Raw genomic sequence first — 18,292 nt, 5'->3', positions numbered from 1 at the left:
CCCCCAAGGAGCACTTTCATGAGAACCCGTCTGCCGGTCGCCGTGGCGATCGTCCTCACCCTCGCCGGCTGCACCACCGGCAACTCCTCCTCCGCCCCCACCAACACCACGCTGACCGTCGCCCAGTGGACGAACCCGGGCGCCATCGAGTTCACCAAGCAGCTCAACGCCAAGTTCGAGAAGGCGCACCCGGGCGTCACCGTCAAGCTGCAGAGCACCGCGACCGCCAACGGCGCGTGGGCCCAGCTGTCCAACAGCCTGCTGCAGGCCAAGTCGGTGGACGTGCTGGCCAGGTTCGCCCCGACGCAGGGAGGCTTCCCGCCCGAGTTCACCAAGATCCAGCCCGCCGGGGCCGCCGCGCTCATCACGGCGGGCCAGCTCACCGACCTCAAGGACCAGCCGTTCATGAAGAACTACGACGCGGCCACGCAGGCCGCGGCCGTGGGCCACAAGGGCGGCGTGTACGGAGTCATGGCCGCCAGCTACGCCGCGGCCGGGGCGATCTGGTACAAGAAGGACCTGCTCGCCCAGTACGGCATCGCCGTGCCGACCACGTTCCAGGAGTTCCTGGACGCCTGCGAGAAGCTCAAGCAGGCGGGCAAGACGCCGATCTTCCTGTCGGGCAAGGTCGGCATGCAGGGCGGCATCTGGCAGGGCATCGAGAACCAGCTGCTGATGAAGGGCCGCGCGGCCGGCGAGTCGGTGCAGGTCTCGGCCGACCGTGCGAAGGCGTTCTGGGACGGCACGCAGCAGTGGACCGACCCGATCTACAAGGAGGTCGGCGCCCGCTACGCCAAGGTCATGCAGTACGTCGTGCCTGCCGCCTCGGGCATCGACCAGCAGACCGCGCCCGGCGTGTGGGCGGTCAAGACCGACGACTACCCCTTCCTGGTCGACGGCTCCTGGGACGGCCTGACCATCCAGCAGGCCAACCCGAAGCTGAATCTGGGCTTCTTCACGCTGCCCGGCACCGACGACCCGGCGGCCAACCGGGTGGCGTTCAAGCCCGACCTGACCTGGGTCGTCCCGGCCTCGGCGCCGCACAAGGACCTGGCCATGCAGTGGCTGGCGATGTTCTCCGAGCCGGAGAACTACCAGCAGTGGCTCAAGCTGACCGGCTCGCTCTCGGCGCAGCCCGCGCTGCAGAACACCGGCCTGCCCTGGATGGACTGGTTGAACGCGCACGGCGCCGACTCGTTCACCCAGCTGACGCCGCCGTGGACCCCGGCGGGCGCGCCGCCGGACGCCGCTGGGCCCGACTTCTACAAGCTCGCGCCGATCGGCCCCGACAGCCTGGAGACGATCCTGTCCCGCTCGGCCTCCGCCTACGCCAAGTCGGCAGGCCGGTGACGTGGCGAGCAATCCCTTCGGAACCCGGCGTACCCGGCGGTGGATCCCGTGGGCGAGCATCGCGATCCCCGGGATCGGGTGGCTGCTGTTCGGGCTCTACCCGTCGCTGGCCACCATCGGATACTCCTTCACGCAGTACTCCGGGCTGCCGGGCACGCCGCTCAACTTCTGCGGACTGTGCAACTACACCTCGGCGTTCACCGCGCTGTCGGCGCAGGTGTGGGAGTCGCTGCAGGTCACGCTGATCTACGTGGTCGGCGTGACCGTGCTGCAGAACCTCGTGGGCCTGGGGCTGGCGCTGCTGCTCAACCGCCCGGGGCGCTCGTACACGATCTACCGCGCGCTGATCTTCATGCCGCAGATCTTCTCGGTCGCGGTCGTCGCCACGATGTTCGCGCTGATCCTCGACCCGGTCACCGGCCCGGCCGAGAAGGCGTGGCAGGCGGTCTTCGACAGCGCGACGGCGTTCCTGGGCGACAGCTCACTGGCGCTGCCCTTGGTGATGCTGGTCAACATCTGGATGTTCGCCGGGTACACGATGCTGATCTACATCGCGGGCCTGCGCAACGTCCCCAAGCCGGTCTACGAGGCGGCGGCGCTGGACGGGGCCGGTCGGTGGCGGTCGTTCCTGCACGTGACGTGGCCGCTGCTGGCCCCCGCCACGACCGTCAACATCTTCCTCACCGCGATGGGCGCGCTCGGCGAGTACGCGCTGATCCTCGTCATGACCGGCGGCAACTTCGGCACCAAGACGCTGGGGCTGTACATGTTCGACTCCGCGTTCGGCGGCACCAGCCAGCTCGGCTACGGCTCGATGCTGGCGATGCTGCAGTTCGCCCTCACCGTGGTGATCGGCGGCACGCTGCTGTTCACGCTGCGCAGGCGGGAGATCCAGCTGTGAGGGCGACAGGCCGCAACCTGCTCTGCTTCGCGATCGCGGCGGTGCTGTTCGCGGCGCCGCTGGTCTACATGTTCCTCCAGTCGTTCAAGACGTTCACCGGCTTCCTTCAGGATCCGACGGGCCTGCCGAACCCGTGGACGCTGGAGAACTTCGGCGAGGCCTGGACCCAGGGCGACTTCGGCCGGCAGATGCTCAACAGCCTGGTCTACGCCGTCATCCCGGACACGGTCACGCTGATCCTGGGCGTCTTCCTCGCGTTCCCGGTCTCGCGCGGCTACTTCAAGCGCTCCAACATGGTCTACGCCTTCTTCGTCTTCTCCGGGTTCCTGCCCGGCGGCCTGATCCCGCTGTTCATCGAGGCGCAGGCGCTGGGCCTGTACAACAGCATGCCGGGCTACCTGATCCTGACCAGCCTGTCCGGCGCCGGGTTCTTCTTCTTCGTCGGCTACATCAAGGGCATCCCGAAGGAGATCGACGAGGCGGCGGCGCTGGAGGGCTGCGGCTACGTCCGCTTCATCTTCACGATCATCATCCCGCAGATGAAGCCGGCGCTGGCCACGTTCGCCATCTTCGGGTTCGTGCACGCCTGGAACAACCTGATCCTGCCGCTGGTCATGCTGTCGGACCAGCAGCTGTGGCCGGTGACCCGGGGGCTGTACTCCTTCTTCGGCGAGCACACCCAGAACTGGCCGCTGATCGCGGCGGGCACGTTCATCGTCGCGGCGCCGATCCTGCTGCTGTTCGTGACGCTCCAGCGGTACCTGGTGGAGGGCGTCGCGGGCGGCGCGGCGTTCGGCACGCAGGGCGTCGCGGTGCCGGCCGAGCGGGGTGAGGCGAGGTGACACCGTGGCCGGAAGGCGCTGACCGGGTGGTGTTCCGGCTGACCGAGGCGATCGGGCATCCGGAGTTCGCGTGGCCGCGGACGCTGCTGCGCTACCTCGTGCGCTGGGAGCGGCCGTCGCTGCGGATCGGGGAACTGCGGCTGGTGGACGACGCCGGGGAGGCGGTGCCGTTCCAGGCGGCCGACGTCGTCGAGGCGGACGGCCTCGCGGTCTCCGCCGTCATCTGCTTCTTCGCCGACCTGGCCCCGGAGCAGCGGCGCGCCTTCGTACTCTCCGCCGGGACCCCGGCCCGGCCGGAGCGGCCCGTGCGCGTCGAGGTCCGCGACGATCACACCGTCCTCGACAGCGGAGTGCTGCGGGTACGGCTGCCCGCCTCGCGGGCAGCCGGCGGGGTCGCGCCGGGACCGGTGACCGCGTGGGACCGGGGACGCGGCTGGGTCGGGAGCTCGCAGGTCCGCGGCGGCGTGGACCGAGTGGAGTCGCGCCTGGTGGACGGCGGCCCGCTGTTCGCGGACTACGAGATCGCCTACCACTTCGCGCACGGCGGGCGGTACACCGCGACCGTCCGCTGCCTCCAGGGCTGCGACTTCGTCGAGCTCTCCGAGGAGATGACCGGGCTGGAGGACGCCGGCGCCGCCTGGGAGCTGGCCTGGACCGGCTGCTCCCCCACGCACCGCTTCTCCTCCGCCTGGCCCGGGTCGCAGGACGCCGCCGACCACCTCGATCCGGGAAGCCCGGAGACGTACCGGTGGCCCGGCGTCGACGAGCCGCTGACCCTCGGCGGCAGCGGCGAGGACCCGAACTTCTCCGGCCCCGGCGGCACCGAGCGGCCGCACGAGGACTACCTGTTCACCGTCGGGCCGTACGCGCCGAGCTTCGCGTGGAACGTCCGGCCGCACGCCGCCTTCTGGGACGTCCGCACGGACGACGCCATGGCCCTCTTCATCCGGGACCACGCGCGGTGGGACGACCGGTCCTACGCGTCCTGGGCCTCCTCCGGCCTGCTGCAGATCCGGTTCAGGCACGCCGAGGGGGTCCTGCGCTGGACCTGGCCGCTGCGCACCGGGACCCGCTCGACCGGGATCGCCTTCCACGACCACGAGCGGGACCGCGAGGTGCTGCGGCGGCAGGCGGACGGCGTCGGCGCCGCCTACCAGAGCACCTACGCGCGCGACCTCCACCACTGGCAGGGCACGCTGAGCCTCGACCGGGTCAAGGACTGGCGGCTCGCCTACGACGGCCGGCGTCCCGAGCGGGTCGCCGAAGAGGGCGAGTTCGCGACCGCCGAGGACTTCCTGGCCGCGCTGTTCGCGGGCGGCGAGGGGCCGCGCCTGATCGCCCGCGGCGTCAACGACCTGGCCGGATACCTCAACATCGGGCAGCGCCCGCTCTACGACCGGTTCCTCGACGGCTACGACCGGCTCGCCGACCGGCTGAGCGCGGACCAGCGCCGCCGGGTGGACGCGCTGCTGCTGCTCACCGGCTACGTCTCGGCGAACGAGGAGATGACGCCGATGCTGCGGATGTTCGGCGGGCATCCCAACTTCCTGGCCGACGGCAAGGCGGCACTGGCCTGCCTGGCCTGGCTGTTCCCCGACCACGAGGCCGCCCCCGCCTGGCTCGACCAGTTCGGGAAGGCCGCCGAGCTCGCCGCGCGCTTCCACACCCGGCCCGCGCTCCCCGGCCAGGAGTCGTTCGCCGGGCGCTGGACCGAGAGCCTGGCCACCTACGTCTGGGCCTTCCTGCGGCCGATGACGCTCGGCAACGCCCTGGCCCGCCGTACCGACGGGCGCAACCGCCTGGCGACGCCGGAGTTCGCGGCGATCGGCGACTGGCTCGTCAACGCCCTGACCGCGCCGGTCCTGACCTCCCCGGACGGCACGTCGCGCCTGCACCCCGCGCAGGGCGCGCACGCCTTCTGGCCCCGCCGCCCCTCGATCGAGCTGCGGCTGCTCGGCGAGGCGCTGCGCAATTTCCGGCCGCTGGTCGCCGAGCACCTGCTGTGGGGCGGCGACGCCGCGGCCAGGCACCTGGACAGCCGTCCGGGCGCGCCGGACCCGTGGCGTCCGCTCGTCGAGACCGCGGGGAACACCGGCACGAATCCCCGGCTGCGCAGCTCCAAGTACACCGGTTACGGCATCACGCTGCGCGCCGACGTGGACGAGCCGTCCGAGGTCGCCGTCTTCCTCCAGCAGGTCGATCACGGGCCGAACTACCGCTGGGGCATCGCCGACGACAATGGGTCCGGGCACCTCTACTACTACGCCGCCGGGCGGGCCTACAGCGGCCACGGCCCCGAGGACGCGGGTGACCGGCGCGTTCCCGACGCGACGTTCGCCACGTCGTGCGCCGTGTGGAAGGACGGCGCGTTCCGCGCGATCGGCCAGAACACGCTCGACCGGCCCTTCCACGATCTCGGCTGGGCGCAGTTCGCCGAGATCGTCCCGCATCCGGACGGTCCGGTCGCCCGCGAGTACCGCGGCCGCAGCGTCCTGCTGATGGGGGCCGACTACCTCGCGACCTACGACGCGTTCGCGCCTGACCAGCGCGCCGTCTGGACGTGGTCGACGCTCACGCGGCCCACGGGCCACGACGCCAACAGCTTCGCGTTCCTGCCGGACCGCATGCCGTACGTCCACGTCGTGCGGGGCGCGCGGCGGGACGGCGAGATCGTGACGCCGACGTCGCGGGTCCTCCGCCTGGAGGGCCGCGACGGCGACATCCTGGCGATCGTCAGCCACCGCGCGGACCTGAGCGTGACCGCCACCGCCTGGGGCGCGCGGATCAGCACGCCGAACGCGGTCGACCACGTCTTCCGCAATGAGAGCACCCCGGTCGACGTCACCGGGGACGGCCCGCGCTTCCGCGGGACGGCCGGCGCCGTCCGGCTGTGGCACGACGGCCGGCGGCAGCTCGCCCTGTTCCGCGGCACCCTCATCGGCGCCGGCGACGTCACGCTGACCAGCGGCGATCCGGAGCTCGGCATCAGCCTCGACTACCGGGAACCGCGCGCCATCGAGGGCGTCTACCACACGCGGAAAGCGGCGACGGTGCGGCTGCGCGTCGCGGGCGGCCTGGGTGGTGCGCGGATCTTCGTCGACGGCGTCCCGGCGCGGACCGCCCGGTTCGGCGACGAAGAGCTCTCCGTCGAACTGCCCGAAGGGCGGCATCGCTGGGAGCTCACCGAGGGCATGCCGCGTCCGGTCCCCTCGCGCGTGGTGCGGACCGAGAACGTCAGCGGCGGCGCGGTCGTGCACTTCACCTGCTCCGCCGCTGCGGACTCGTACGACGTCCAGCGCAGCACGGACGGCGGCACGACGTGGGAGAGCGCGGGATCGGCGCGACGAAGCCCCTTCACGCTGTCCGGCCTGGCGAACGGCGCCAAGTACCACGTCCGCGTCGTCGCGGGGAACGGCGAGCCGGGCCCCGACTACCCCGTCTACGCGACCGGCGGGCCTCCCCCGCCTCCCGACGGGCTCAGGCTCCGGCCGGCGGACGGCGGGGTGACCGCGACGTGGGGCGAGGTCCTCGGCGCCGGCCGGTACCGCCTGTATCGGCGGCGCAAGGGCGACGACGGGTACCGCGAGGTCTTCGCGGGCCTGGCGCTCACCCACAGCGAGGACGTGGCGGGAGTGGTGCCGGGGCTGGCCGAGCCGTCGTCCGGCGAGCTGCCCCCGGGCGTCACGGTCTACGAGTACGCCGTCGCCGCCGAGAACGGCAACGGGGTCGGAGCGAAGTCGCCCCCGGTGGACACCGATCCGCGCGGCTGGCGGCACTGGGAGCCGCCGGTCGAGGGGGCGTTCCGGCGCCGGCACACCTACAACCGGCCCCCGTACACGCCCGGCCCGGTGACGCCGGAGCACTACGCGGAGGAGCGCCGATGACGCGCCGGATCCCGCGGGGCGTCTCGGCCGGCACCCGGTGGTCGCTCGGCTGATCCGGCGTGGCGGGCGAGGCCGCCACGCCGGATCACGGGGCTAGTCCACCTCCACGGCGGCCTGGGAGAACTGGGCCGAGTACAGCCGGGCGTAGGCGCCGCCCTCGTCCAGGAGCGACTCGTGCGTACCCTGCTCGACGATCTGCCCGTTCTCCATGACCAGGATCAGGCTGGCGTCGCGGATCGTGGACAGGCGGTGGGCGATCACGAAGCTGGTGCGCCCCTCGCGCAGCGAGCTCATCGCCCGCTGGATGAGCACTTCGGTGCGGGTGTCGACCGAGCTGGTGGCCTCGTCCAGGATCAGGATCGCCGGCTCGGACAGGAACGCCCGCGCGATCGTGATCAGCTGCTTCTCGCCCGCGCTGACCGTCGCGCCCTCCTCGTCGATCACCGTGTCGTAGCCGTCGGGCAGCGTGTGCGCGATGCGGTCCACGTGGGCGGCCTCCGCGGCGGCCTCGATCCGCTCGCGGGTGGCGCCTTCCGCCCCGTAGCCGATGTTCTCCGCGATCGTGCCGCCGAACAGCCAGGTGTCCTGCAGCACCATGCCGATGTTGGCGCGCAGCTCCTCCCTGGACATCTCGGCGACGTCGACGCCGTCGAGCGTGATGCGGCCGCCGGTCACCTCGTAGAAGCGCATGATGAGGTTGACCAGCGTCGTCTTGCCCGCTCCCGTGGGGCCGACGATGGCCACGGTCTGGCCGGGCTCCACGGTCAGTGACAGGTTCTCGATCAGCGGCCGGTCCGGCGCGTACCGGAAGGACACGTCCTCGAACGCCACCCGGCCCCTGAGCTGCGCGGGCCTGGCGGGCTCGGCGGGCTCCGCGGACTGCTCGGGGGCCTCAAGCAGCTCGAAGACCCGCTCGGCCGAGGCGACGCCCGACTGCACCAGGTTCGCCATGCCGGCCACCTGGGTCAGCGGCTGGCTGAACTGGCGCGAGTACTGGATGAACGCCTGCACGTCGCCCAGCGAGATCGAGCCCGAGGCCACCTTGAGCCCGCCCACCACCGCGACCAGCACGTAGTTGAGGTTGCCGATGAACATCATCGCCGGCTGGATGAGCCCGGAGATGAACTGGGCGCGGAAGCTGGAGGTGAACAGGGCGTCGTTGTGCCGGTCGAAGGTCTCGGCGGCCTCCTTCTGCCTGCCGAACACCTTGACCAGCGTGTGCCCGCCGTACATCTCCTCAATGTGGCCGTTGAGCTTGCCCGTCGAGGACCACTGCTTGATGAACTGCGGCTGCGACCGCTTGCCGACGACGGCGGTGACGTAGACCGACACCGGTACGCTGACCAGCGCGATGAGCGCCAGGACCGGCGAGATCCAGAACATCACCACCAGCACCGCCACGACCGTCAGCACCGAGGAGATGAGCTGGCTCATCGTCTGCTGCAGCGACTGGGCGATGTTGTCGGTGTCGTTGGTGGCGCGGCTGAGGATCTCGCCGCGCGGCTGGCCGTCGAAGTAGCTCAGCGGCAGCCGCGTCAGCTTGGCCTCGATCCGCTCGCGCAGCCGGAACGCCGCCCGCTGCACGACGGTCGTGGTCAGCCGGAACTGCACGATCCCGAGCAGCGCCGCCAGCAGGTAGACCGCCAGCGCCCAGGCCAGCACCTGGGCCAGCGCGGTGAAGTCGATGCCGTGGCCGGGCACCACGTTCATCGACGACACCATGTCGGCGAACGTGCCCTGGCCCCTGGCGCGCAGGTCGGCCACGGCCTGCTCCTTGGTGCCGCCGGGGGCCAGCTGGGCCCCGATGATGCCGGCGAAGATCAGGTCCGTGGCGTGGCCGAGGATCTTGGGACCCGTCACGGTCAGCGCGACGCTGGCCGTGCCCAGGGCCAGGACGAGCGCCAGCAGCGGGCGCTCGGGGCGCAGCAGCTGCAGCAGGCTGCGGATCGTGCCGCCGAAGTCGAGGGCCTTCTCGGCGGGGCCGGACATCATCCGGCCCGGGCCGAAAGCGGGCTGGGGCCGGCGCGCGGGCGCTTCTGTCGTCATGCCGCGGCCTCCTGTTCGGTGAGCTGGGACAGCACGATCTCCCGGTAGGTCGGGCAGGTCGTCATGAGCTCGGCGTGGGTGCCGCTGCCGACCACGCGGCCGTCGTCGAGCACGAGGATGAGGTCGGCGTCGCGGATGGTGTTCACCCGCTGGGCCACGATGACCATCGTGGCCTCGGCGATCTCCTCGGCCAGCGCCGCGCGCAGCCGGGCGTCGGTGGCGTAGTCGAGGGCGGAGAAGGAGTCGTCGAACAGGAAGATCTCGGGCCGGTGCACGAGCGTCCTGGCGATGGCCAGGCGCTGGCGCTGGCCGCCGGAGACGTTCGTGCCGCCCTGGGAGATCGGCTCGTCCAGGCCGCCGGGCATCGCCTCGACGAACTCGCGGGCCTGGGCCACCTCCAGGGCCTTCCACAGCTCCTCGTCGGTCGCGTCCGGCTTGCCGTACCTCAGGTTGGAGGCGACGGTGCCGGAGAAGAGGTAGGGCGCCTGCGGGACCAGGCCGACCGCGCGGGCGAGCACGGCCGGGTCGAGGTCACGCACGTTGACGCCGTCGACCAGCACGTCGCCGGCGGTCGCGTCGAACAGGCGCGGGACGAGGTTGAGCATCGTCGTCTTGCCGCTGCCCGTGCTGCCGATGATCGCGGTGGTGCGGCCGGGCCGCGCCGTGAAGCTCACGCCGCACAGCACCGGCTCCTCGGCGCCCGGATACCGGAAGTCCACGGACCGCAGCTCCAGCTCGCCGAGGTGGCGTTCGGGGGCGATCGGCTTCGCCGGCGGGTGGACGGTCGGCTCGGTGCCGAGCACCTCGTCGATGCGCTCGGCGCAGACCTCGGCCCGCGGGATCATCATGAACATGAACATCGCCATCATCACCGACATGAGGATCTGCATCAGGTAGGAGATGACCGCCGTGAGCGCGCCCACCTGCATGGCCCCGTCGGCGATGCGGTGCGCGCCGAACCACACCACGGCGACGCTGGACAGGTTCACCACCAGCATCACCGAGGGGAACATCAGCGCCATCAGCCGCCCGACCCGCAGCGACACGTCGGTCAGCTGGTCGTTGGCCACGCCGAAGCGGTCGCCCTCGTGCTTGTCGCGGACGAAGGCGCGGATGACCCGGATGCCGGTGATCTGCTCGCGCAGCACCTGGTTGATCCGGTCGATGCGCTCCTGCATCGTACGGAAGAGCGGGCGCATGAGCATCACGATCACGCCCACGATGACGATCATCACGGGCAGCACGACGAGCAGCAGCGACGACAGCGCCGTGTCCTGGCGCAGCGCCAGCACGATGCCGCCGACGCACATGATCGGCGCCGCCACCATCATCGTGAACGTCATGAGCACGAGCAGCTGGATCTGCTGCACGTCGTTGGTGGTCCGGGTGATCAGGGACGGCGCGCCGAACCTGTTGACCTCCTGGGCGGAGAAGTCCTGCACCCGGTGGAAGATCGCGGCCCGCAGGTCCCGGCCCAGGGCCATCGAGGTCCGGGCGCCGTAGTAGACGGCCACGATCGAGCAGACGATCTGGATGAGGGTCACACCGAGCATCACGAGCCCGATGCGCATGATGGAGCCGGTGTCGCCCTTGACGACGCCGTCGTCGATGATGTCGGCGTTGAGGGTGGGGAGATAGAGCGTGGCCAGGGTCTGCACGAACTGGAAGAGGACCACGAGTGTGATCTCTTTCCCGTACGGCCTGAGCTGGACCCGCAGGAGACGGAGCAGCATCAAGAGGCGCTTTCTGTCGATGGGGTGGTTGGGGGCCGCACGAGCAGCCCGTCGAGCAGAACGGAGACGATCTCCTCGTCGTCCATGTCGCCGAACTCGCCGATCTGGCCGAAGCCGCGGTGCACCGTCGTCGCGATCAGCACGACCAGCAGCTCCGCCGAGGCCTTGGGCGAGCGGCGCAGCCGGTCGCGGTCGGGCTCGATCAGGGCGGAGAGCCCGTCCACGATCAGGTGCCGGCCCTCCATGATCTGCTTGAAGAACTCGGCGTCGTCCTTCATCAGCTCCCTGGGCACGGCCATGAGGTTGGCGTTGGCCCGCATCCCCGTCCGCAGCAGCGTGACCGCCTCGCGCAGCCGCTCGCGCAGCCCGGCCCGCGTGCCGATGGCCGCCAGCGCGTCCGCCGCGGGCCGCGTGTCGAACGCGGCCATCAGCGTCGCCCGCAGCAGCGAGACCTTGTCGGGGAAGACGCCGAAGATCGTGCCCTCGGCCACGCCCGCCGCCTCGGCGATCTGACGGGTGCTCACCGCGGCACCGTACTCGCGCAGCAGGGGGAGCGTGGCGGCAATGAGCGCGGCACGGCGGTCTTCTGGCGCCATGGCGGGCACCCTTCGCCTCCTGTTCATAGCGGGCCATCCTAATGAGCGAGTACTCACTCGTTCAAATGGTTATATGTCTGGACCGAGCGCTACGCTCCATCCGTGCTCAAACCTTGGTTGCCCGGTTTCCTGCTGCTCGCCGCGATCTGGGGCAACAGCTTCTTCTTCATCAAGGTCGCGGTGGACGTCCTGCACCCGCTCCAGGTCTCCTTCGGCCGGATGGTCGTCGGCGCGCTGGTGCTCCTACTGGCCGTGCTGCTCGGCGGCAGGCGGCTGCCGCGCGACCCGCGCCTGTGGGGCCACTTCCAGATCGCCTCGATCGTGCTCACCACGCTGCCGTTCACCCTGTTCGCGTACGGCGAGCAGTACGTCTCCTCCGTGGTCGCGGCCATCTGGAACGCCACCACCCCGCTCTGCACGCTCGCCTTCACCCTGCTGCTGCGCACCGAGAAGGCGACCACCGGCCGGGTGGCGGGCCTGGGCCTGGGCTTCGCGGGCGTCATGGTGGTGCTCGGGATCTGGCAGCCGATGGCCGGCGGGCAGCTCGGCGGCAGCCTCGCCTGCTTCGCCGCCGCGGCCTGCTACGGGATCGGCGGCGCCTACATGGGCCGCTTCATCACCGGCCGGCGTCCCGAGCCGCCGGTCGTATTGGCCGCCGGGCAGCTGCTCAGCGGCGCGGTCCAGCTGGCCGTGATCACGTTGCTGGCCGGGGTGCCGCTGGTGGACCCGCACGCGCCCGCCGCCGTCTGGTGGAGCCTGGCCGGGCTCGGCGGGCTCGGCACGGGGCTGGCGTACCTGCTGCTCTACTGGGTGCAGGTCCGGGCCGGGGTCACCACGACCTCCACGGTCACCTACCTGCTGCCGGTCTTCGCCGCGATCTCCGGGGTGCTCGTCCTGGGCGAGGGCCTCAGCTGGAACCAGCCGGTCGGCGCCCTCGTCATCCTCGCCGCCATCGCCCTCACCCAGCGCGCCGCCCCTCGCCCCGCCCCCTCCCACCCCGGACAACCCGGGGTCGCCGAGCACGGGACGGAGGCGGCGCCCCGACCGTGAACGGGGGATGAATTCTGCCGTACGGTCGCCTTTCCGCCCGCGCGGGCCCGGCAATCGCCATCCCATAATTCCTGTCATGGGGGTTGTTTCAAGAAACAGGATGCGATGAAGCGCTGGATCGGTGTCATTCTGGCGGTGGTTCTGGCCGGGGTGGCGGTCGCGGCCTTCCTCTTGGGGAACCGGGGCGACCAGGCCCCGGAGGCGCTCGTGGTGCGGGGGGTCATCGGATCGGAGAAGAAGCCGTTCTTCGACGATCCCCGGGTGAAGGCGGCCTTCGCCAAGCACGGGCTGCGGGTCGAGGTGGACACCGCCGGGTCGCGGCAGATCGTCACCGATGTGGACCTCGGCCGCTACGCTTTCGCCTTTCCTTCCAGCGTTCCGGCCGCCGAGCGGATCAAGCGCGACCGCAAGGCGGTCACGACGTACTCGCCGTTCTACTCGCCGATGGCGGTGGCCACGTTCGAGCCGATCGCGAAGCTGCTGGTGAAGGCGGGTGTGGTTCGCGATTCCGGCAAAGGCTACCAACTCCTCTATATCCGGAAATATCTCGATTTAATAGCTAAAGGCACTCGCTGGGATCAGCTTCCCGGTAATACCGATTACCCGGCTCGCAAGCGGATCCTCCTCACCACCACCGACATCCGCACGTCCAACAGCGCCGCCATGTACCTGTCGGCCATCGGCTACGTCGCCAACGGCGAGGACGTGCCCACCTCCGCCGCCCAGATCGCCAAGATCGCCCCGATGGTCGGCCCCGCCGTTCTCGACCAGGGCTTCTCCGAGTCCACCAGCGAGGCGTCGTTCGACGACTACCTGGCGCTGGGCGCGGGCAAGACGCCGATGCTGGTCGTCTACGAGGCGCAGTACCTGTCGCACGTCTTCGCCGGCGACGGCGCGATCAAGCCCGAGATGCGGCTGGTCTACCCGTCGCCGACCGTGCTCAGCAAGCACACGCTGGTCCCGCTGACCGAGCCGGGCGACCGGGTGGGGCAGCTGCTCACGAAGGACGCGGAGCTGCAGTCGCTGGCGGCCGCGTACGGCTTCCGCACCACCGACCCGCAGGCGTTCGCCGGCCTGGTCGCCAAGACCAGGGCGCCGGCCGCGGCCGACCTGGTGGACGTCGTCGAGCCGCCCACGTACGAGCGGCTGGACCAGCTCATCACCACCATCGACTCCGCACGGCCCTAGCAAGGAGATCCCGCACGTGTCCGATCTGGTGCTCACGCCGCCCGAGCCGGTCGCCCCGGTCCCGGCCGAGACGGCGGCCACCATGCTGCCGATTGCCGACGAGCGCGCCGCCGAGCTGGCCGCCAGGGCCCGCGACTTCGCCGGCGAGCTGAGCGGGCTCGACCACCGCTCCCCCGAGTTCTCCCGCAAGGTGCACGACATCGCCTCGATGGGCGGCACCGAGATCAAGTCGGCCTCCCAGGTGGCCAACCGCATGCTCAAGCGGCCGGTCGCCGCCCTTGACGCGGCCAGGGGCGAGGGCGCCGACGCCCAGACCCGGGTGGCCAAGGAGCTGGTGGCGCTGCGCCGTACCGTCGTGGACCTGGACCCGAAGCAGGCGGCGAGCGGCACGCGCAGGCTGCTGGGCCTCATCCCGTTCGGCGACCGGCTGCGCGACTACTTCGCCAAGTACCAGTCCGCGCAGAAGCACATCGACGACATCATCCGGGCGTTGAAGTCCGGCCAGGACGAGCTGCTGCGCGACAACGCCGCGATCGAGGGCGAGAAGGCGAACCTGTGGGAGACGATGACCCGCCTGCAGGAGTACGCGGTCATGGCCCAGGCCATGGACGCCGCCCTTGAGGAGCGCATCACGCTGGCCGACGAGGAGCGGGCCACGGCGCTGCGGTCGGACGCCCTGTTCACGGTGCGCCAGCGCCACCAGGACCTGCTCACCCAGCTCGCCGTGTCGGCCCAGGGCTATCTGGCGCTCGACCTCGTACGCAAGAACAACCTGGAGCTGAGCAAGGGCGTGGACCGCGCCACCACGACCACGGTCGCGGCGCTGCGCACGGCGGTCACGGTCGCGCAGGCGCTGGCGAACCAGAAGCTGGTGCTCGACCAGATCACCGCGCTCAACGCCACGACCGGCGACCTCATCCTGGCCACCAGCGAGATGCTGCGCACCCAGGCGGGCGCGATCCAGAACCAGGCGGCCTCGACGACCGTGGACCTGGACACGCTGCGGCAGGCGTTCGACAACGTCTACGCCACGATGGACACGATCGACGCGTTCCGGGCGAAGGCCGTGGACAACATGGCGGCCACCGTCGACAGCCTGTCCGCCGAGCTGGGGCACGCCAAGGCGTACCTCGAACGCGCCCGGGAGAACGATCGATGAGACGAGCCCTGCCCCTCATCCTGCTCGCCGCCCTGCTGGCGGGCTGCGGCGGGGGCGAGGAGCCCGCCGACGCGCCCGACGTGCTGCGGGTGCTGGCCGGCAGCGAGATCAAGGACCTCGAGCCGCTGCTCCAGCGGGCCGAGAAGGAGGCCGGCGTCAAGGTGCGGCTCACCTACACCGGCACGCTCGACGGCGCCGAGCAGGTCGCGAGCGGCCGCGCCGACGGCCGGCTGGACGCGGTCTGGTTCTCCTCCAACCGCTACCTGTCCCTGATCGACGGCGCCCAGGCCCGGCTGTCCACCCAGACCAAGATCATGGTCTCCCCCGTCGTGCTGGGGCTGAAGCCCGCCAAGGCCCGCGAGCTCGGCTGGGACGCCAAGCAGGTCACCTGGGCCGACATCGCGCGGGCGGCCAAGGAGGGCAGGTTCGGCTTCGCCATGACGAACCCCGCCTCCTCCAACTCCGGCTTCTCCGCCCTGGTCGGGGTGGCCGCGGCGCTGTCGGACGCGGACGGTGCGCTGAGCGCCGAACAGGTCGCGTCGGTGACGCCGCGGCTGAAGGAGTTCTTCTCGGCACAGCGCCTGACGGCGGGCTCGTCGGGGTGGCTGGCCGACGCCTACGCCCGCGACCCGCGCGTGGACGGCATGGTCAACTACGAGTCGGTCCTGCTCGGGATGCGCGACCCGCTCACGCTCGTCTACCCGTCCGACGGCGTGGTCACCGCCGACTACCCGCTCACGCTGCTCGCCTCCGCCCCCGAGCCCAAGAAGGCCCTGTACGGCAAGCTCACCACCTGGTTGCGCAGCCCCGCCGTGCAGAAGGACATCATGACCGGCACCCACCGCCGGCCGATCGTGCCCGGTGTGACCCCCGACCCGCGCTTCGGCGGGAGGCAGCTGATCGAGCTGCCGTTCCCCAACCGGCGCAGCACCGCCGACGAGCTGATCACCACCTACCTCAACCAGGTGCGCGTCCCGGCGGAGGCGCGGTTCGTGCTGGACACCTCCGGCTCGATGGCGGGCGAACGGATCGAGGCGCTGCGGCAGGCGCTGGTCGCCCTGACCGGCGCCGACACCTCGGCCTCAGGCGCGTTCTCGCGCTTCAGCAACCGCGAGGCCGTCACCATGATCCCGTTCAGCAGCACGCCGCTGAAGCCGGTGCCGTTCACCGTGCCGGAACGCGACCCGGGGCCGGTGCTCGCCAAGATCAAGGCGTTCGCGGAAGGGCTCTCCGCAGGCGGCGGCACCGCGATCTACGACAGCCTCACCGCCGCCTACGAGCAGCCGGTGGACCCCGGGCACTACACCTCGATCGTGCTCATGACCGACGGAGACAACACCGACGGCTCCGACTACGCCGCCTTCGAGGCCCGTTACCGGGCGCTGCCGCAGGACCGGCGGGCGCCGGCGTTCGTGGTGCTGTTCGGCGAGAGCGACGTCGACGAGATGCGCAAGGTCGCCGAGCTGACCGGCGGCGCCGTGTTCGACGCCCGCAAGACGTCGTTGAGCAGCGCGTTCAAGGAGATCCGTGGCTATCAGTGAGCGCGTCCTGCGGTACCTGGGCTCGAACAGGAACATCGCCGGCTCCTGCCTGGCGCTGCTCGGCCTGGTGGCCCACTTCCTGGGCCTCGCGGGCGCGTTCTGGCCGGTGATCGTGATCGCGCTGTACGGGGTGGGCGCGCTGCTCGCCCCGCCCGAACGGGTCCGGCTGACCATCTCGCACGCCGAGGTGGAGACGCGGGCGCTGCGGGCCGACCTGGACACGCTGCTGCGGCGCGTCGCCGGGCGCTTCCCCGGCGACGTGCACGCGGCGGTGGACGCGCTGGCCGAGGTACTGAGGGGCGTGCTGGACCGCGCCGAGCAGCTCACCGCCTCCCCCGACCAGCTCCACGTGGTGTCGCAGACGATCCGCCAGTACCTGCCCGCCAGCCTGGAGGCGTACGCGAACCTGCCGCGCGGCTACGCCCTCAGCCGCCGCGGCGGGCGGGAGCGCAGCGCGCACGAGGAGCTGATCGCCCAGCTCGCCCTGCTCGACGCCCAGCTGCGCAAGGTGGCCGAGGCCATCCACCGGGGGGACGAGCAGGCGCTGCGCGATCAGGGCCGGTTCCTGCGGGACAAGTTCGGCGGCTCCGAGCTGGACCTCGGCTGAGCGCCGGCCCGTCGGCGCTCAGCCCGCGACCCCGGTCGGCGGGCAGGCGGCGGTCAGCCCGCGGCCCGGTCGGCGGGCAGGCGGCGCCGGCGGGCGGTGTCCGTCAGCGCCGGGCGGCGCCAGGCTCCGTCGGGCTGGTAGAGGTTGGCGCCCGGCGGGATGATCTCGTCGATGCGGTCGAGGGCCGCGTCGTCGAGGGTGAGCGCGGCGCCCTTGAGCGTCGCCTCCAACTGCTCCATGGTGCGCGGGCCGATGATGACCGAGGTGACCGCCGGGTGCGCGGCGGGGAAGGCGACCGCGAGCTCGGGCAGCGAGCAGCCGAGGTCGTTCGCCAGCTCGATCAGCTGCTCCACCACCTCCAGCTTGGCGGCGTTCTCGGGGATGGCGGGGTCGAAGCGGCTCGGGACGAGCGACGCGCGGCCGGTGGTCAGGTCGATGGGCTGCCCCTTCCTGAACCGGCCGGTCAGGAAGCCGGAGGCGAGCGGGCTCCAGGTCAGCACGCCCATCCCGTACCGGTGGCACACCGGCAGCACGTCGGCCTCCACGCCGCGGGCAAGGAGCGAGTACGGAGGCTGCTCGGTCCTGAAGCGCCGCAGGCCGCGGCGCTCGGCGACGTGCTGCGCCTCGACGATGTCCTCGGCGGGGAACGTCGAGCAGCCGAAGGCCCGGATCTTCCCCTGGCCGACGAGGTCGCCCAGCACGTCGAGCGTCTCCTCAATGTCGGTGGCGTGGTCGGGCCGGTGCACCTGGTAGAGGTCGATCCAGTCGGTCTGGAGCCGCTTGAGGCTCTCCTCGACCTCCTTGAGGATCCAGCGCCGCGAGTTGCCGTGCCGGTTCGGCCCCTCCCCCATCGGGAAGTGCACCTTCGTGGCGAGCACGACGTCGTCACGGCGGCCCCGCAGCGCCTTCCCCACGATCACCTCGGACTCGCCGGCCGAGTACATGTCGGCGGTGTCGATGAAGTTGACGCCCTGGTCGAGGGCGTGGTGGATGATGCGGGCGCAGTCGTCGTGGTCGGGATTGCCGACCGCGCCGAACATCATGGCGCCGAGACAGTGGACGCTCACCTCGATGCCCGTGCCGCCGAGGACGCGGTAACGCATGATCAGGCTCCTAGCGATGCCGTTGAGGGTGCTGGACGTGCGTCGGAGCCTACGATCTAGAGCCGACTCTAGATCAAGCCGGACCGCCGCCCGCCGGTCTCAGCGGTGCGGTGTCGGACAGGACAATCCTCCATCTGATTTACCGGCGAAAAACGTAACTCGTGGTGATATGCAGGCCGTTGGCGGAAAGTAGACGCCTATTTGAGGGAAGGCCCTGAGGCGGACTACGTACGTACGTAGAACGGGCTAGGTAGTCATTCAGGTGTCTTTCCCGTGCCGCTCGCACGGTCCT

The 18,292-nt window shown here is 71.0% G+C and carries 13 protein-coding genes; 9 read left to right on the top strand and 4 right to left on the bottom strand.

The window, feature by feature from the left end; genetic code table 11:
* Positions 1-18: 18 nt before the first annotated feature.
* Genes ABZS69_RS22140 through ABZS69_RS22125 form a run of 4 tightly spaced genes read left to right on the top strand, consistent with a single transcriptional unit; the run spans position 19 to position 6,977 of the window.
* Entirely contained in the window at positions 19-1,350 is a 1,332-nt protein-coding gene (locus ABZS69_RS22140) for an extracellular solute-binding protein (protein WP_355375357.1), read from the top strand.
* A 1-nt stretch (position 1,351) separates the two neighbouring features.
* On the top strand, positions 1,352-2,251 hold the full coding sequence (locus ABZS69_RS22135) for a sugar ABC transporter permease (protein ID WP_355375354.1): 900 nt from the start codon (positions 1,352-1,354) through the stop codon (positions 2,249-2,251).
* Entirely contained in the window at positions 2,248-3,093 is an 846-nt protein-coding gene (locus tag ABZS69_RS22130) for a carbohydrate ABC transporter permease (protein ID WP_355375351.1), read from the top strand. Before ABZS69_RS22135 ends, ABZS69_RS22130 begins: the two co-directional genes overlap by 4 nt.
* Positions 3,090-6,977 carry a fibronectin type III domain-containing protein gene (locus ABZS69_RS22125; protein ID WP_355375349.1) on the top strand — a complete coding sequence of 1,296 codons (3,888 nt, stop codon included), beginning with the start codon at positions 3,090-3,092 and terminating at the stop codon, positions 6,975-6,977. Before ABZS69_RS22130 ends, ABZS69_RS22125 begins: the two co-directional genes overlap by 4 nt.
* A gap of 93 nt (positions 6,978-7,070) precedes the next feature.
* Here the strand turns inward: ABZS69_RS22125 and ABZS69_RS22120 are convergent, their stop codons facing one another.
* Genes ABZS69_RS22120 through ABZS69_RS22110 form a run of 3 tightly spaced genes read right to left on the bottom strand, consistent with a single transcriptional unit; the run spans position 7,071 to position 11,352 of the window.
* A complete protein-coding gene (locus ABZS69_RS22120; protein WP_355375346.1) occupies positions 7,071-9,023 on the bottom strand; it encodes an ABC transporter ATP-binding protein in 1,953 nt (650 codons plus the stop codon).
* Entirely contained in the window at positions 9,020-10,756 is a 1,737-nt protein-coding gene (locus ABZS69_RS22115; protein ID WP_355375343.1) for an ABC transporter ATP-binding protein, read from the bottom strand. The genes ABZS69_RS22120 and ABZS69_RS22115 overlap by 4 nt, the downstream gene beginning before the upstream one ends.
* Entirely contained in the window at positions 10,756-11,352 is a 597-nt protein-coding gene (locus ABZS69_RS22110) for a helix-turn-helix domain-containing protein (protein WP_355375340.1), read from the bottom strand. Before ABZS69_RS22110 ends, ABZS69_RS22115 begins: the two co-directional genes overlap by 1 nt.
* A 102-nt stretch (positions 11,353-11,454) precedes the next feature.
* Between ABZS69_RS22110 and ABZS69_RS22105 the strand changes: the two genes are divergently transcribed.
* The 5 genes from ABZS69_RS22105 to ABZS69_RS22085 all read left to right on the top strand — a co-directional run bounded on the left by ABZS69_RS22105 (position 11,455) and on the right by ABZS69_RS22085 (position 16,897).
* Positions 11,455-12,402 (top strand): DMT family transporter, encoded by a 948-nt coding sequence (locus tag ABZS69_RS22105; RefSeq protein WP_355375337.1) that lies wholly within the window; start codon positions 11,455-11,457, stop codon positions 12,400-12,402.
* A 105-nt stretch (positions 12,403-12,507) separates the two neighbouring features.
* Positions 12,508-13,590: a hypothetical protein gene (locus tag ABZS69_RS22100; protein WP_355375334.1), complete on the top strand. Its 1,083-nt coding sequence runs from the start codon at positions 12,508-12,510 to the stop codon at positions 13,588-13,590.
* Positions 13,591-13,606: 16 nt separating this feature from the next.
* Complete coding sequence (locus ABZS69_RS22095) at positions 13,607-14,749, top strand: toxic anion resistance protein (RefSeq protein WP_355375332.1); 1,143 nt, start codon at positions 13,607-13,609, stop codon at positions 14,747-14,749.
* Complete coding sequence (locus ABZS69_RS22090; RefSeq protein ID WP_355375330.1) at positions 14,746-16,290, top strand: substrate-binding domain-containing protein; 1,545 nt, start codon at positions 14,746-14,748, stop codon at positions 16,288-16,290. The genes ABZS69_RS22095 and ABZS69_RS22090 overlap by 4 nt, the downstream gene beginning before the upstream one ends.
* Positions 16,277-16,897, top strand: coding sequence for a hypothetical protein (locus ABZS69_RS22085; RefSeq protein ID WP_355375328.1), 621 nt, complete (start codon positions 16,277-16,279; stop codon positions 16,895-16,897). Before ABZS69_RS22090 ends, ABZS69_RS22085 begins: the two co-directional genes overlap by 14 nt.
* A gap of 53 nt (positions 16,898-16,950) precedes the next feature.
* Here ABZS69_RS22085 and ABZS69_RS22080 read toward each other — a convergent pair whose 3' ends face one another.
* A complete protein-coding gene (locus ABZS69_RS22080; RefSeq protein ID WP_355375325.1) occupies positions 16,951-18,000 on the bottom strand; it encodes an aldo/keto reductase in 1,050 nt (349 codons plus the stop codon).
* Positions 18,001-18,292: the final 292 nt, after the last annotated feature.

The sequence above is a fragment of the Nonomuraea sp. NPDC005650 genome (assembly GCF_040605375.1).
GTDB lineage: Bacteria > Actinomycetota > Actinomycetes > Streptosporangiales > Streptosporangiaceae > Nonomuraea.
This window is presented reverse-complemented; position numbering and strand designations above follow the sequence as displayed.